Source organism: Shinella sp. WSD5-1 (genome assembly GCF_963942435.1).
Lineage (GTDB): Bacteria > Pseudomonadota > Alphaproteobacteria > Rhizobiales > Rhizobiaceae > Shinella > Shinella yambaruensis.
On the sequence record NZ_OZ012601.1, the window covers coordinates 162,355 to 177,069 of the forward strand.

The window sequence follows — 14,715 nt, forward strand, 5'->3', positions numbered from 1 at the left end:
AAACGTATATATTCAGTAAGTTATAAAAGTGGAGTAACAGATGTGACGGTACATCTCCTCTCCGGGGTAATACGCTTCGCAATGTCAGGAGGTGCCTGTGCCCAGCTATGATATCGACAAGCTGAAGGCCGACGTACCCTGCTCGTCGCTCCTTGAGAAAGCTGGTTGGAAAGTTGATCTCCGGGAGACCACTCCAAAGGCAATGAAATACCGACGTGGAGAAGGCGAAATTGTGATCGTCGTCCACCAAGGACGAGGGTGGTTCGATCCGACGTCCGATGCCAAAGGAGATGTGCTCGATCTAGCCAAACACCTCGGAGCACCGAATTTTTCCGCCGCTTTGAAGACCGTCGCTAAACTGGTCGGCTTTGAACCGACTGCGCCTGCATGGCAGCGGAGGTCTACGAAAAACGGGTTAGGAGAAATCGAAGGCCGGTGGACGGTGCGCCCCAACGTGAACCGTGGATCCGCTGCGTGGTCGTATTTGACGGTGCAACGTGCCATCCCCGAATTCGTTGTCTTGGGAGCCATCGCCGCTGGCAAGCTGAAGGAGGGGCCGAAGGGCACGGTCTGGGCCGCGCATACGAATTCTATAGAGCAGGTAACGGGGTGGGAGGAGCGTGGATCTGAGTGGAGAGGTTTCTCCAGCGGAGGGGCTAAGACGCTGTTCTCTCTTGGCGCAAATGACGCGCTCCGCTTGTGCGTAACGGAGGCTGCAATCGATGCGATGAGCCTTGCGGCGATTGAACTTTGTCGAGAGGATAGTCTCTATGTCAGCACCGGCGGCGGCTGGTCGCCGATCACAGCCGATCGCATCGCTTCCCTAGCGGCACGTCCAGGAAGTCACCTTGTTGCCGCCTGCGATGGAAATGATCAAGGCGATGTCTATGCTGCTAGGCTCAAGCAGATCGCAGAGCAGGCCGGCGCCGAGTTCATCAGGCTTTGGCCGGAGGCAGAGGATTGGAACGAACAACTCCGTGAGATACGATAGACGACTGGCCTGTAACCGGCAACCGAGCACACACACAGCTGACGTCTGCGACAGCCTTGACCGCGTTATGCTTAGTCGCCCCGTTTATGATTTGGCGGATAGGGCGTGACGGATGCGGTGATGTTCTCGCATTCTGGGACAAAGCGTTACCGACTGAGGGAGGAGGCAGGCTCGATTGCCAGTGGATTTCTCACACGAACCATTCCAGGTCTCGTCATCGAGCGACGAGGAGAGACATACCTGGTTTGACCGCTTTAGGACTAGGCCTGTAGCGTTCCATATGCGAACGAAAAGGCTCGACGTTGAGCCTCATGGCGGCCCCTTCTCGATCAAGGCCGTGTTTCATGGGAGCGAAACCTATCATTTCGCGAACCGACGAGTGCGCGTTGCGCCAGGCGAAATTCTCATCGTCGCCCCCGAGACGATCTACGCCAGTTCGATCAACACGTCGGTCGAGACTGACAGTTTCTCGGTCTTCATTCCGGGGCACCTGCTTGGAGGAGACTGTGACAACCAGATCGGCCAATTTCTCGATCGTGGACTCGACGCGCTCAACCTGGTTGGGCAACTGCACCTCCATCAATGTCTAGCGAACTTATCGACCGCGCTGGAGGAAGACTGCGAGTTGGCGATCGACGAAGGGTTTGCGTGCCTTTTGAACGAAATTGGCTTGAGCTGCGGAACGCTCGGCACATCCTGCGAAAAGATCGACGCACGCAAGCCAGCGCGACGCGCCGAACTCCTCCGTCGTGTCCTCCGCGCCAAGGCGTTGATCGACGCAGATCCATGCAGGGCGCTTCCCCTGGCAGACCTCGCGACCGAAGCATGTCTCTCGCCATATCACTTGCTACGCGTTTTCAAGGCGGCCTTCGGCAAGACACCCGGACAATATTTGACGGCGCGGCGTATGGAGAGAGCTGGCGAACTGCTCGCCGCCGGCAGAGAGCAGACGATAGCTGCTGTCGCGAGCGACTGCGGCTATTCCAATCCCTCGGCTTTCGCTCGGGCCTTTCGGCGACACTGGGGCCATGCCCCGGCCGCCTTGCATTCGGTCCCGTTGAAATAGCAAGATCGGCACAGCTGACCTGTGCATGATCATAGCTGTCTTGATCATCTTCTGGGGAATGCTGATGAGAGCGTTTGAATTTGGACTGTGCCTGTTGCTCGCGCTGGCGGGCCTTGGCCATCTGACCGGAACCTTTCTCTTCTACACAGCGGGCACCGACATTTTCGTTTGGTCGCTTTCTGCGTCCGCCTTCGTCTTCGCGATCGTATTTCTTCATGCAGTTCGCATTCTGCGGCCGGAGGACGCGCTGATTGGCAACGCGGCGTTCTTGTTCTCGCTGATTTGGGTCGTCCTCGCGTTCCTGTTTGCGCTTGTTGAGGGAAATCCAGCAGATCCCAGGGCGCTGATGCACATTGTAGCCAGTGGGGGACTCGCTATCACGGCCCTCCGCCAGCGGACGATGTGTGCTCAGGGCGTGTCGAAACGCCGGTCCTGAGTTGGGAAATCGACGGCCATGAAGGGAGGGGAACCGCTGCCGCCGATCAGTTCCCGAAGACGATGCAGGCGCCGCCAGCTTTGCGGACTTCAACGCAAACGGCCTCGGCCTCCTGCCGGGTTTGGCGGCCGACGCGGGCCGTGTATCGCAGCCTTGTTCCGAAGGCACGGTTGCGTTCCTTCTGGATCAGTGGCTTTTCCTTGTTCAGCGGCTCGGGCAGGGACCGGACGGTCGACAGGAACAGCCTGACCGCCACCGCCTTCTGGAAATGCCCAGCGAGTTGTGCGCCCCAAGGCGCCCAGACGCCTTCTGCCTCAAATTCCAGGGCCTTGAGGCGCCGCGTTTCGGCAAGCGCGATGCAGGCGTCCTCGAAGGAACTCTGCCCATCGAGGCGCAGGTCGATGGTTGCGGGCGGGTTATCGCGCCAGTCCTCGGCCGGATGAGCCGTGATATCGAGAACGTAGTTGCGGTTTTCTGCGGCAGGCTTCCGGTTTTCAGGAACGCCTGCAGCCCACTTTCGCCGGCATTGTAGGCTGCGGCAGCCAGGCCGAGATTGCCGAATCGGTTCCGCAGTTCATCGAGATACTCGGCCGATTTCTGCAATGCCTCCAGAGCGTCAAAAACTGTTCGAGAGGCCGCGCAGTCTCGCGGTGGAAGGAATGAATTGTGCGATCCCTTCCGCGCCCTTCGGGCTGACCGCATCGGGACAAAACCGGCTTTCCCTCCAGATCAGCCGGGCAAAGAAATCGGGCGGCAGATCATTCTCGCCGGCGAAGTGGGCAAGCGCCGTGCATATATCGCGATTGAAGCTGCCCGCACGGACGCAGAGCTTTCCAGCGCTGGTGGTTGTGGAATACAGACAAGGCGGCGCTCGCCATTCAATCTGGCCGAATGCGGCATCCGTCGGCATGCTGGAGACCAGCGCGGCCGCAGCCAACTTGGCAAGTCTTTCCCTGTCCCATCTTAGTCGTGCGTGCCACATCGCTACGTCATACCACTGGTGGGGAAGGCGAGGGAGGAGCCTGTATGTTGCGCCGGCGGGTCGCCGCCTATATTCGCGTCCGCGGGAAGTTAGAAGATTGGGAAGCGCGGTCCGACCTAAACGACATTCGGGCATGGCCTCCTCCGGCCAATTTGTGCTGGATATGTCTATCGCGACGACATGTCATCGAAATGTGTCGATGGAATTGGAGGCCTTCGACATGTCGCTATATCCGCAAGGGCCTTGTTCAGGCGCGGGGCCTACGGATAAACGATCCATAGGTGCCCAAGCCACATCGGCCTCTCGGAAATCGGAGCAACATTTATGACCCGCGAACTTTCTCTTCCACGCGACCGAATTTCCGTGCTTCTGCTCGAAGGCATTAGCCAGACCGCCGTGGACTGCTTTTCTTCGGCCGGCTATGCCAACCTCATTCATTTGCCGAAGGCGCTGGACGACAAGGATCTTAAGAGCCACATCGCCGACGCTCATATCATCGGCATTCGTTCCCGCACGCAGCTGACTGACGAGATTTTTGAGTCCGCCAAGAAATTGATCGCCGTCGGCTGTTTCTCCGTCGGGACGAACCAGGTCGATCTGCACGCGGCGCGGCGGCGCGGCATTCCGGTGTTCAATGCACCTTACTCAAATACGCGATCGGTGGCCGAGCTTGTGATCGGCGAGATTATCATGCTGACGCGGCAGATATTTCCGCGCTCGGCTTCCGCGCATCAAGGTGGATGGGAGAAGTCCGCTGTCGGGAGCCGAGAGGTCCGCGGCAAAACGCTCGGTATCGTCGGCTACGGAAATATCGGATCGCAGCTCAGCGCACTTGCCGAAAGCATGGGCATGATCGTGCGCTACTTCGATCTTTCCGATCGGCTGCGCCACGGCAATTCGGAGTCGATGGCTTCGCTCGGCGAGCTTCTCGAAATTTCTGACTATGTGACAATGCATGTGCCCGAAACACCTTCGACGCACAACATGATCACCGAAACCGAATTGCGGCGAATGAAGAAGGGCGCCATCTTCATCAATAATTCTCGCGGCACGGTGGTCGATCTCGATGCGCTTGCGAAGGTGCTGAAAGAGGGGCATCTGGCGGGTGCTGCTGTCGACGTGTTTCCCAAGGAGCCGGCTTCGAACAACGAGCGTTTTGAGACGCCGTTGCAAGGCCTGAGCAATGTCATTCTGACGCCGCATATCGGCGGTTCCACCGAGGAAGCCCAGGAGCGCATCGGCGGAGAGGTGTCAAGGAAGCTGGTCGAGTATTCTGACATCGGCTCAACGATGGGCGCCGTCAACTTTCCGCAGGTACAACTGCCCGAGCGCCCGAACGGCACGCGCTTCATTCACGTGCATGAAAACCGCCCCGGCATGCTCATCCAGCTCAACGAGATCTTCTCGTCGCGCGGGCTGAACATAATCGCTGAGTTCCTTCAGACGCATGGCGACACCGGCTACGTGGTGATCGAGGCCGAAGGCATCTCCGATAAGGCCGACGAGATACTACAGGCCCTACGCAAAATTCCTGGAACGATACGGGCACGATTGGTCTACTGACAGCTGGCCGGGGGGGGGCTTTTTCTTTCCCGATTTGGATTGACCCCCTGAGAGGAAAAACCCGACGGCAAACCTTGACCTAACGGTTTCACGCCGGGAAGGGGAGGGGCCTGTCAAAGCCCGGCCGCTTTGGTGAGATTGACCCTGAAGCGGTCGCGCCGGCGCTGGTAGCGGCGGGTCATCTCCGCCGAGGTATGACCGAGCTGCTTTTGCATATGTCGCTCGTCGACCTCCGCCGAGGAGGCAAGGCCGGCGCGCAACGAGTGCCCGGCGAATTTCTGGCCCCGTTCGGCCTCGGAGAGATCGCTGCGCACACCGGCGGCGAGTGCGGTCTTCTTGACGAGGCGGGCGACCTCCTGGTCGTTCAGCCGGTCCGGCCCGACATCTTTGCCTTTCCCGGTCACGCGCCGGAAGAGGGGGCCTTTGGCAAGCTTGGCGAACTTGATCCAGCTTTCCAGCGCGGCAACAGGGCAGGTGGCATCGGACGAGCCGCGCCCGATCTCGACCTCGCGCCAGCCGGTCTTGCCACGCAGGGTGAGCAGCGCGCCCTTGTCGAAGATCTCGATCCAGCCGCGGCCGTCCTCTGTCTGGTCGCGGCCGAGATCCAGCCCGGTGATTTCCGAGCGGCGCAGACCGCCGGCGAAACCGACGAGCAGCATGGCCCGGTCCCGCAGGCCACGCAGCGTTCCCCGCTCGAGGGTTTCGAGCATGGCGATCAGGTCTTCCGGCAGGATGGCCTCCTTCTGCCGCGGCGGGGCGGCGTGGCGGTTGCGGATGCCGGCCATCACCGTGGCGATCGTCCGGTCCTTGCGGTCGAGTTTCTGCTCGCCGCGCTGGGCATAGTTCCAACCGAGGGCGGCGAGGCGCCGCTCGATGGTCGAGACACTGTCGGGTTTCCCACCGCGTGTCGCGGTGCCAGCGGCGGTGCCAATGGCACTGCCGGAGGCGCACGCGGTGATGTAGAGCCCGACGACCTGCGGATCCGGTGGCAGGGGCGAAAAATTCTGGCGCCGGCACCAGGCGGTAAAATGCTTCCAATCTGCCGCATAAGCCCGCCGCGTATTGGCCGAACTGGCGGCCGCGACGTAACCGCGTGCGCGCTCGGTCAGATCCTGCAGCTGGGCCGGTAGGGGAGGGGGCGTTGAGGCCGCAGCGACGGCGGTGGAAATGCCGTCGGTCGACGCCGTGCTGTGTTGCGGCGCAGAGCGCTCCGGAGTGTTGAATTCGCTGTTTTCGTCGATGATCTGGGCCATTTCTCTATAATGTGCATAATGAACGATAAGGCAAGCTTATCCATCATTATAGAGGAGAGACAAGCCGTGCGGTTATAAGGCAAAATGCTGGCATAGTCCGCACATTTGGTCTAACCTGTTGGCCATGGATTCGCCCGTCGCCTCGTCTGTTGCCGCCCCGACGTTCACGACCGCGTTGCCCGGCTGGGCCCTGCCGCGTGGCCGCGAGCCGGACGAACTCGCTGCCGCCTTCGCCGCCGGCATCGCCTTGAAATCGCTCGACGATCTTGTCCGCTCTGCCTCCATCTGGGCCGGCTGCTGGCGTTCTCGCCAGGCCCTGAAATGTGCCGCCGTCGCGGTCCGGCTGATGGGCCGCAGCGAGAATGAGCCCGCGTTGCGGGACGCGCTTTTGCTCACCGCAACTGGCGACGATCCCGGCCCAGCCGGAAAGGTGTTTTTGGCCACCAAAAGGCTTTCCACGCGAAAACCCGCCTTTTCCTCGAAAGCGGTGGCCGAGCTCGCCGACCTGTTGGGGCTGGCCTGGGACGATCGGCTGGCCGCGGCCGTCGACTATGCCGATGACGCGCTGCAATCCGGTCGCCCGGCGCCGCTTGCCGCGGCGGACCTGGTCACGGCCATCCATGCCGTGCGGCCGGATGCCGAGCCGCTCGCTTGGATGCTCGCCGATAGGATGATCGCCGCGCTGCTGAAATGGGATTGTGCCGTGCCGCTGCTGATGGCCGAGCGTTATGGCTCCGCCTTTAAGACGCTTGGGGGCAGGGGCCGCGTGCGCCCGGGTGATGCCGCCTTCGCCCGCGCCGTCTGCCTCGCTGTGGTCGAGGGGACGAGCGCGGCCTTGCGCACCGCTGGCGAGATCGCCCGTCGCGCCGAGACGCTGCGCACCGCGGCGCCAAAGGTTCGGACGAAGGGCGCCGGCGCCGTCATCGAGGCCCTGCTGAACGAGGACGCCGTGGCAGCCTCGGCGCCCGGCAGCAATCTCTCACGCTGGGCGGCGACCCGGCTGTTCGAGAGACTGGAAGGCTTTGGCGGCGTGCGCGAACTGTCCGGCCGCAGCGCGTTCCGGATCTATGGGCTGTGACGATGGGTGAGCCGGATGAACCTGGCAAAACACGGACGTCTCGGAAGAAGGACGCAAGCGAACGCTTGTTGGATCGGGAGCTGGTGAATCTACCGCCGGAGCTGCGCTGGCGGGAATGGATGCTGCGCGTCGAGGCGGTGATCTTTGCCGCGGCCGAACCGGTCAGCCGCGAGACACTGGCGCGTGTCGTCGGCAAGGACTGCAGCATCGATTTGCTCATCGATGACCTGCGCGAGGAGTTGAAGGGCCGGCCCTATGACATCGTCTCTGTCGCCGGCGGCTGGCAGCACCTAACACGTCCGGCCTACGCGTCCGCGATCCGGGCGTCGCAAGCGTCGACGGGGGGAGGGCCGCCGGCGCTGTCCGACTTCGAGGCGATGGTGCTGGTGGCGATCGCGTATTTTCAGCCGATCACCCGCGGCGACCTGTCAAAAATCTTCGGCAAGGAGGTCAGCCGCGACACCATCGCCAGCCTGCGCAATGCCAACTTTCTCGCCTCCGGCCCGCGCAGCCCGACGCCGGGCGCGCCCTATACCTACGTTACGACCAAACACTTCCTCATCGCTTTCGGCATGGAGACGCTGCGCGATCTGCCCGACATCGAGGCGCTGGAGGATGCCGGGCTGCTCAGCCGAACGGCTGCTGCTCCCGACCGTGAATTTCCGGACGCCGATGACGTCGAACCGTAGCGACAGGGGTTCGCTAGCCGCCCACCGTCGCTGAATATCGGCCAGCGCGTGGTCTTCATTTACGATAAAGTATCGGTCATCCCAGCGTAGCAACCGTTGCCTTTCTTGCCTCCTCCACTTCCTCGAAGTGTCTTTCGAGATCGCCATGAATGGGCTTGTCAGGAACTGGCAGCGACAAAAGGTGCCGCCAGCGCTTGTCTATCGCCTCGAGTGAAACTTCGTCGATCAGTCCGCGCTTGGTCTGGCTGGCAAACAGGTGCCTGAGCTGGGTGGGAACATCCTTTTTTTCCTCCAGACGTTTCGTGATCCACAGGGTTACGTCCACCAATTCCAATCCGGCGCTTTCATCGCCGGGCGTAAATGTTGGTGGGACTTCCGGCATCATCGAATAATCGAACTTTGGCATACCTGGACCGAAATCGGTGTTATGTTTGACGGCCCGGAGGCTCTCGTACCAGCTCGCAAGTTCGCCTTGTGCCTTGTTGAATTCGGTCTGGCGATCAACCGTGATCTTGCGGATGGAGCGCCCCTTCCTGTTTGACTGCACGGCCATGACCTGCATAACCTGCTGAAAGCCGACTAGGTTCGGTGAAATCTGCAGGGCCGTGTCCTTGTTGCCAACGCCATACTCGATCTCGAACGGGTTCGCCGCTGCCCACTTCAATGCGCCTGAAACAAGTTCTCGGGAGCGTGCGTCGGGAAGCCGATCGACACGAGAAAGCAGAGCATTGCAGATTGTAACCAACGCGGACGCGCTCTTCGCCGAATTGGTTTCCCTACGCGCTGCCCAAGCGTCTTTCCTCAGTTGGTCATCGAAGAGGAATGCGACCTTCATTAGCATTGGGTAACGAAGGGGAGTGAAGTAGTGATGCCAAGACACGGCCTTGTTCATTTCGGAGTCGAACACCTGGTCATAGAAGCTGATCACCGCGTGATCTTCTTTGGTAACCTTGAGCAGAGAGAATCGCAGGTCGTGTTTCTTGCTGAAGTCTGCGATCCGTTTTGCTATCGGGATAAGGCGCCCTACACCGAGTTCGGCGGCGTGGATACGCCTGACGCCCAGTTCCTTCCTGAGCTCTGTCAGCAAGGGTTCAGCAATAACATCAAGATTGGCCGAGCAGCCGAGCACTCCATAGAACAGCTTGGGTTGGTTTGCGTCGAATAGGTTAAGACCGGTATTTCCGCTTTCATCGATGTAGTAGTACATGGCTTGTCCCAGGGTTTAGTCGTACCGCGGCAGTGGCGACACCGTAGTCAAAAGACAACGTCCAATCTCCGGTTTTTGCAACGGGTCGTTTTTGATCTTCGGGTTGCCATGGCGATCACGGCGCAGAAGATACAGGGTGCCGTCACCTTCTACGAGTGCGGTGAAATCCGTGAATACTTCCTCAGTAGAGTCTAGAACATCTGCTACAAGCGTATCAAAAGGTCTCGACTTGCTGTCCCGGCCAAGTTAGGACAAGGCTGTAGTCTCCTCCCTTGAACATCGTCATGACATCCTTACGCTGCTGGGGGTTCTCGATCCGGTGATCCCATTCGAGAATGTGGTCGAGCCGCGAAAAAGTGTCTTGGCGAAGATACGGATTCTTCCGACGAAACTCGGGATCTGCGGCGTGCTCCATCTGCACCCGGAAGGTGTTGCGGAGTGCGACGAACTCTGACACGGCCTCCTTGGCATGACGGTATCGCCAGTTTGAGGCTGACATCTCTCCGGCCAGATAGAGGTGGCTCGGTTTGTCTGAACAGCTTCGGGCGTTTCGCTAAGTGGATTTCCGCCTCGATTATGCGGCCACCATCATTGGTGTCAGCGCGTTGAAGTAGGCCTGATCCGGCGTCCGCCGGTCAAGGGATGAATGTGGGCGTCTGGTGTTGTAGAAGTTCAGATATCGGCCGATGCCAGCGCGTGCCTCGGACACAGTCTTGTAGGCATGGAGGTAGACTTCCTCGTATTTGATCGAACGCCAGAGCCGCTCGACGAAGACATTGTCTCGCCACGCACCCTTGCCATCCATCGAGATGGCGATCTGTGACCTCTTCAGCACGGCGGTGAAGTCGATGGAGGTGAACTGCGATCCCTGGTCGGTATTGAAGATTTCCGGCCTGCCATGACGGGCAAGTGCCTCCTCCACCGCCTCGATGCAGAAGGCTGCTTCCATCGTGATCGACAACCGCCATGACAAGACCTTCCGGCTGAACCAGTCCACGACGGCGCACAGATAGACAAATCCCCGCGCCATGGGGATGTAGGTCAGGTCCATTGCCCACACCTGATTGGGCCGGGTGACTGCCAGCTTTCGTAGGAGGTAGGGATAAATTTTGTGCCCTGGCGCTGGTTTCGAGGTGTTCGGGCGGCGGTAGATCGCCTCGATGCCCATCTTCTTCATCAGCGTGGCGACGTGTCGCCGCCCGGTCTCCAGACCTTCTCCTCTCAAGAGCCCTTGCAACATCCGACTTCCGGCAAAGGGGTAGTCGAGATGCAATTCGTCAATCCGGCGCATAAGGGCCAGATCGCCGTCAGACACCGGAAGAGGCAGATAGTAGACGCTGCCACGGCTGAAGCCGAGAAGCTTCGCCTGGCGCACGACGGATAGCTTGTGCTCGCGGTCGATCATTTCTTTCCGCCCAGCAATCCCGCCTTGCCGAGCGCACCGGATAAAAAATCGTTCTCCAGTGTCAGTTCGCCGATTTTCGCGTGCAGCGTTTTGACATCGATGGTCGGACCCGACGGCTCCGCTTTCGTTTCATCGCCGAACACACCTGTCGCCCCCTCAAGGAGCTGGTCTTTCCATTGCTTGATCTGGTTGGCGTGCACATCGAACTGCTGGGACAACTCCACCAGCGTCTGCTCACCTCGGATGGCGGCAAGTGCCACCTTCGCCTTGAAAGCCGGGCTATGGTTCCGGCGCGGTCGTCTCGTCATGGTCTCTCCTGTTCCCGGCATCTAAGCCGAAGTCAGGCAGAAACTCCACTTATCCCCGCTGTGCAGATTTCCCGAGCCACCTCTTTCTCTGCCGGAGCGCCATGCGGCCGATATCGTGCAGGGAGCAAATGTCACAGTCGGCGAGCGCGGCCTGAAACGGTCGCCGGATCAATCCGAAACGAGGCTTCCGGGTCGGATCGTCAAGGTCTACCCAGAAATCGTCGATGGACGTGTCACCGCCGATGTCGAGGTCGCCGGCATCGGCGATTATTTCGTCAATGAGAGGACCCTCGTATCGATCCCGGTGGGCAAGCGCTCCGTGCTTGCTGTGCCGCCGGAAGCGGTGCGGACGCTGCATGGGATCGACTACGTACGTGTCGCTGGAATAGGGGGCGCGATCGATGTGGCTGTCATCATCGGCGAGCGTTTCGAAGATAACGGCCAGCCCCGCATCGAAATCCTCACCGGCCTTCATGACGGCGATCGGATCGTGCTGCCATGACGCCGCCAAGACTTAATCTCGGTCTGGCCGGTGGCTTGACCCGTGCCTTCATCGGCTCGCCGCTAACGCCGCTCTTCTTGCTGGCCGCCTTCGTCCTGGGGCTGGTTGCACTGGTATCGTTGCCGCGCGAGGAGGAGCCGCAGATCTCGGTGCCGATGGTCGATATCCGCGTACAGGCGAACGGCTTGAAGACCGAGGATGCGGTCAAGCTCGTAACCGAACCGCTCGAGACCATCGTCAAAGCGATCGACGGCGTCGAACACGTCTATTCCCAGACCGAGGATGATGGTGCGCTCGTCACGGCGCGGTTTAAGGTCGGCACCAATGCCGATGCCGCGATCCTGCGGGTGCATGAGAAGGTCCGGGCGAACATGGACCGCATCCCCGTCGGCATTCCCGATCCGCTGATCGTAGGACGCGGGATCGACGATGTGGCGATCGTCGTCGTTACGCTGCGGCCAACACAGAAGAGCGCCGGGCACTGGACCGCCAACGGGCTGACAAGGCTGGCGCACGAGCTGCAGGTCGAGGTCGCCAAGCTGCCTGATATCGGCCTCACCTATATCGCTGGCGAGCAGCCCGAGCAGTTCGAGGTCGAGCCAGATCCGGAAAAGCTCTCGCTCTATGGCATCACCCTTCAGCAACTCGCCGCCAAGATCGAGGGGGCAAACCGTTCCTTCCGCGTCGGCACGGTGCGCGAAGGCGGCCAGCAGCGCGCGATTGTTGCCGGGCAGACGCTGCAGGAGCTCTCCGAAATTGGCAACATCCTTCTCACCGCGCGCGACGGCAGGCCCGTCTATGTGCGCGATGTCGCAAAAACGGTCCTTGCCACCTCGCCGGCGGAGGCCCGTGTCACCGATGTCCGTTCGACAGCAGATGGGCTGCAAAGGGTTCCGGCGGTTTCTCTTGCGATCGCCAAGAGGCCAGGCACCAATGCCGTGGTCATTGCCGATGATATCGTAAAGCGTCTGGAGCAGACCCGCGGCCAGATCTTTCCGAAGGATGTCGAGATGACGGTCACGCGCGATTACGGCGAGACCGCCAACGAGAAGGCGAACGAGCTCCTGTTCCATCTTGGGCTCGCAACCGTCTCGATCGTCTTCCTGGTCGCCATTGCCATCGGCTTGCGCGAGGCGATGGTGGTCGCGGTCGTCATTCCGATCACCATCCTGCTCACGCTCTTCGCGTCCTGGCTCATGGGCTATACGCTGAACCGTGTCAGCCTGTTCGCCCTGATCTTTTCGATCGGCATCCTGGTCGACGACGCCATCGTCGTCATCGAGAACATCGCCCGCCACTGGGCCATGCAGGACGACCGATCGCGCAGCGCGGCCGCTGTCGACGCCGTTGCCGAGGTCGGCAACCCGACCATCGTCGCCACGCTGACCGTCGTGGCTGCGCTCCTTCCGATGTTGTTCGTGTCGGGGATGATGGGACCCTATATGAGCCCGATCCCGGCGAACGCCTCGGCAGCGATGCTGTTCTCTTTCTTCGTCGCGGTGATCCTTACGCCCTGGCTGATGATGAAGCTCGGCCGGAAGGAGGCAGTGCGCGGACACGCTCATGCCGCGGCCGATGGAGGGCGTCTCGGCAGAATTTACGCGATGGTCGCGCGGCCTGTCCTGCGGAGCCGCGCCCGGGCCTGGGCGTTCCTGCTGGTCGTCGGCATGGCCACGATCGCGTCGCTTGGCCTTCTCTACACCAAGCACGTCACCGCCAAGCTGCTGCCCTTCGACAACAAGACCAACCTTCAAGTGATCGTCGACCTGCCCAAGGGCTCTTCGGTCGAGGATACGGACCGGACATTGCAGCAAATGGTGGAGCGGCTGGGCGACATGCCGGAGATCGTATCCTTCCAGACCTATGCCGGAACAGCGTCACCTTTCGACTTCAATGGATTGGTGCGGCACTATTATCTGCGCGCCGAACCGCAGCAGGGCGATATCGTCGTCAACCTTCTGCCCAAAGGCTCGCGCGGCCGCGCGAGCCATGCGATCGCCCTTGATATTCGCAAGCGCCTCGAGGGCCTTGCGCTGCCGCAGGGAACAGTGGCGAAAGTGGTGGAACCGCCGCCTGGCCCGCCTGTGCTGGGGACGCTGCTGGCTGAGATATACGGACCGGACGCCGAGACGCGCCGTGCCGTCGCCGGAAAGGTTCGCGAGGCCTTCAAGAGCGTGCCCTTCATCGTCGACGTCGACGACAGCTACCACAATCAGCCGCAGCGTATGCGTGTCGCGATCGACCAGGACAATCTCGATTATTATCGGGTCGAGCAGTCCGACGTCTATGACACGTTGCGTTATCTCTATGGCGGCACCACGGTCGGCTATTCGCATCGCGGCGGCGGCCGTCAGCCGATCCCGATCCGCATCGCCCTGCCGAAGGGTGAGAAGGTGATCGACGAACGCGCGCTCACCACGCCGGTCCCGGCCAACGCGCTGCCGGCGGGCCTTGGTGTCGTCGAACTCGGCGACGTCGTGTCGGTCTCCGAGCAGCCGGCATCGTATCCTGTCTTCCGGCACAATGGCCGGGCGGCGGAGATGGTCATGGCAGAGCTTGCCGGCGCTTACGAAGCGCCGATCTACGGCATGCTCGCCGTGAACGATGCGATTTCCAAGGCGGATTGGGGCAATGTTCCGAAGCCGGTGATCGCGCTCCACGGTCAGCCCGATGACGAAACCCGCCCGATCCTGCTCTGGGATGGCGAGTGGGAGGTGACTTGGGTTACTTTCCGCGACATGGGCGCGGCGTTCATGGTGGCGATCCTCGGCATCTATATCCTTGTGGTCGCGCAGTTCGGCTCGTTCAAGCTTCCGCTGGTCATCCTGACGCCGATCCCGCTCACCTTCATCGGCATCATGCTCGGGCATTGGCTGTTCGCGGCGCCGTTCACGGCAACCTCGATGATCGGGTTCATCGCGCTTGCCGGCATCATCGTGCGCAATTCGATCCTGCTGGTGGATTTCATCCGCCATTCCGGGGGGCAGGGCAGGCCAATGGTCGATGTACTGCTTGAGGCCGGCTCCGTCCGCTTCAAGCCGATCCTGCTGACCGCGCTCGCCGCGATGATCGGCGCGGGCGTGATCCTGACCGACCCGATTTTCCAGGGGCTCGCCATCGCGCTGCTGTTCGGTCTCGTCTCCTCGACGCTTCTCACGGTGCTCGTCATTCCGGCGATCTATGTGGCGCTGAAATGATCGGCGCTTGCATAGCCTCTTGAAAAATGGTCTAAATT

12 protein-coding genes and 1 pseudogene are annotated in these 14,715 nt (G+C 60.9%); 8 read left to right on the forward strand and 5 right to left on the reverse strand.

What is annotated here, in order from left to right; genetic code table 11:
• Positions 1-97 precede the first annotated feature (97 nt).
• From AABQ55_RS32935 to AABQ55_RS32945, 3 genes are all read left to right on the forward strand, one after another.
• Positions 98-991 carry a DUF3991 and toprim domain-containing protein gene (locus AABQ55_RS32935; RefSeq protein WP_272809165.1) on the forward strand — a complete coding sequence of 298 codons (894 nt, stop codon included), beginning with the start codon at positions 98-100 and terminating at the stop codon, positions 989-991.
• A gap of 280 nt (positions 992-1,271) precedes the next feature.
• Positions 1,272-2,057, forward strand: a complete 786-nt coding sequence (locus AABQ55_RS32940; RefSeq protein WP_272809166.1) for a helix-turn-helix domain-containing protein — start codon at positions 1,272-1,274, stop codon at positions 2,055-2,057.
• Positions 2,058-2,082: 25 nt separating this feature from the next.
• Positions 2,083-2,493, forward strand: coding sequence for a hypothetical protein (locus AABQ55_RS32945; protein WP_272809167.1), 411 nt, complete (start codon positions 2,083-2,085; stop codon positions 2,491-2,493).
• 46 nt (positions 2,494-2,539) lie between these two features.
• Here AABQ55_RS32945 and AABQ55_RS32950 read toward each other — a convergent pair.
• Positions 2,540-3,403, reverse strand: a pseudogene (locus tag AABQ55_RS32950) (lytic transglycosylase domain-containing protein).
• 396 nt (positions 3,404-3,799) lie between these two features.
• Here AABQ55_RS32950 and serA point away from each other — a divergent pair.
• Positions 3,800-5,038 carry a phosphoglycerate dehydrogenase gene (gene serA / locus AABQ55_RS32955; RefSeq protein ID WP_272809168.1) on the forward strand — a complete coding sequence of 413 codons (1,239 nt, stop codon included), beginning with the start codon at positions 3,800-3,802 and terminating at the stop codon, positions 5,036-5,038.
• Between the two features lie 113 nt (positions 5,039-5,151).
• On the opposite strand, the gene AABQ55_RS32960 is transcribed toward serA, so the two are convergent.
• Positions 5,152-6,291: a tyrosine-type recombinase/integrase gene (locus AABQ55_RS32960; protein ID WP_272809169.1), complete on the reverse strand. Its 1,140-nt coding sequence runs from the start codon at positions 6,289-6,291 to the stop codon at positions 5,152-5,154.
• 124 nt (positions 6,292-6,415) lie between these two features.
• Here AABQ55_RS32960 and AABQ55_RS32965 point away from each other — a divergent pair, with 124 nt between their 5' ends.
• Both AABQ55_RS32965 and scpB read left to right on the forward strand, forming a co-directional pair.
• Positions 6,416-7,369, forward strand: coding sequence for a DUF1403 family protein (locus AABQ55_RS32965; RefSeq protein WP_133037094.1), 954 nt, complete (start codon positions 6,416-6,418; stop codon positions 7,367-7,369).
• Positions 7,370-7,371: 2 nt separating this feature from the next.
• The gene (gene scpB, locus AABQ55_RS32970) at positions 7,372-8,058 is read left to right on the forward strand and encodes an SMC-Scp complex subunit ScpB (protein ID WP_272809170.1); all 687 of its coding nucleotides are present in this window, start codon (positions 7,372-7,374) and stop codon (positions 8,056-8,058) included.
• A 76-nt stretch (positions 8,059-8,134) separates the two neighbouring features.
• On the opposite strand, the gene AABQ55_RS32975 is transcribed toward scpB, so the two are convergent.
• From AABQ55_RS32975 to AABQ55_RS32985, 3 genes are all read right to left on the reverse strand, one after another.
• Complete coding sequence (locus tag AABQ55_RS32975) at positions 8,135-9,265, reverse strand: DUF3800 domain-containing protein (RefSeq protein ID WP_272809171.1); 1,131 nt, start codon at positions 9,263-9,265, stop codon at positions 8,135-8,137.
• A gap of 214 nt (positions 9,266-9,479) precedes the next feature.
• A complete protein-coding gene (locus AABQ55_RS32980; RefSeq protein WP_133037281.1) occupies positions 9,480-9,722 on the reverse strand; it encodes a hypothetical protein in 243 nt (80 codons plus the stop codon).
• A gap of 117 nt (positions 9,723-9,839) precedes the next feature.
• Positions 9,840-10,978 (reverse strand): IS3 family transposase gene (locus AABQ55_RS32985; protein WP_306040543.1). Its coding sequence is split into 2 segments (ribosomal slippage): positions 9,840-10,720 and positions 10,720-10,978, totalling 1,140 coding nucleotides; the frame shifts between segments, so codons are not numbered across the junction.
• Between the two features lie 115 nt (positions 10,979-11,093).
• On the opposite strand from AABQ55_RS32985, the gene AABQ55_RS32990 reads away from it, so the two are divergent.
• Together AABQ55_RS32990 and AABQ55_RS32995 are read left to right on the forward strand one after the other, a co-directional pair.
• On the forward strand, positions 11,094-11,480 hold the full coding sequence (locus AABQ55_RS32990; RefSeq protein ID WP_272809014.1) for a hypothetical protein: 387 nt from the start codon (positions 11,094-11,096) through the stop codon (positions 11,478-11,480).
• Positions 11,477-14,677, forward strand: coding sequence for an efflux RND transporter permease subunit (locus tag AABQ55_RS32995; RefSeq protein WP_272809015.1), 3,201 nt, complete (start codon positions 11,477-11,479; stop codon positions 14,675-14,677). Before AABQ55_RS32990 ends, AABQ55_RS32995 begins: the two co-directional genes overlap by 4 nt.
• Positions 14,678-14,715 lie beyond the last annotated feature (38 nt).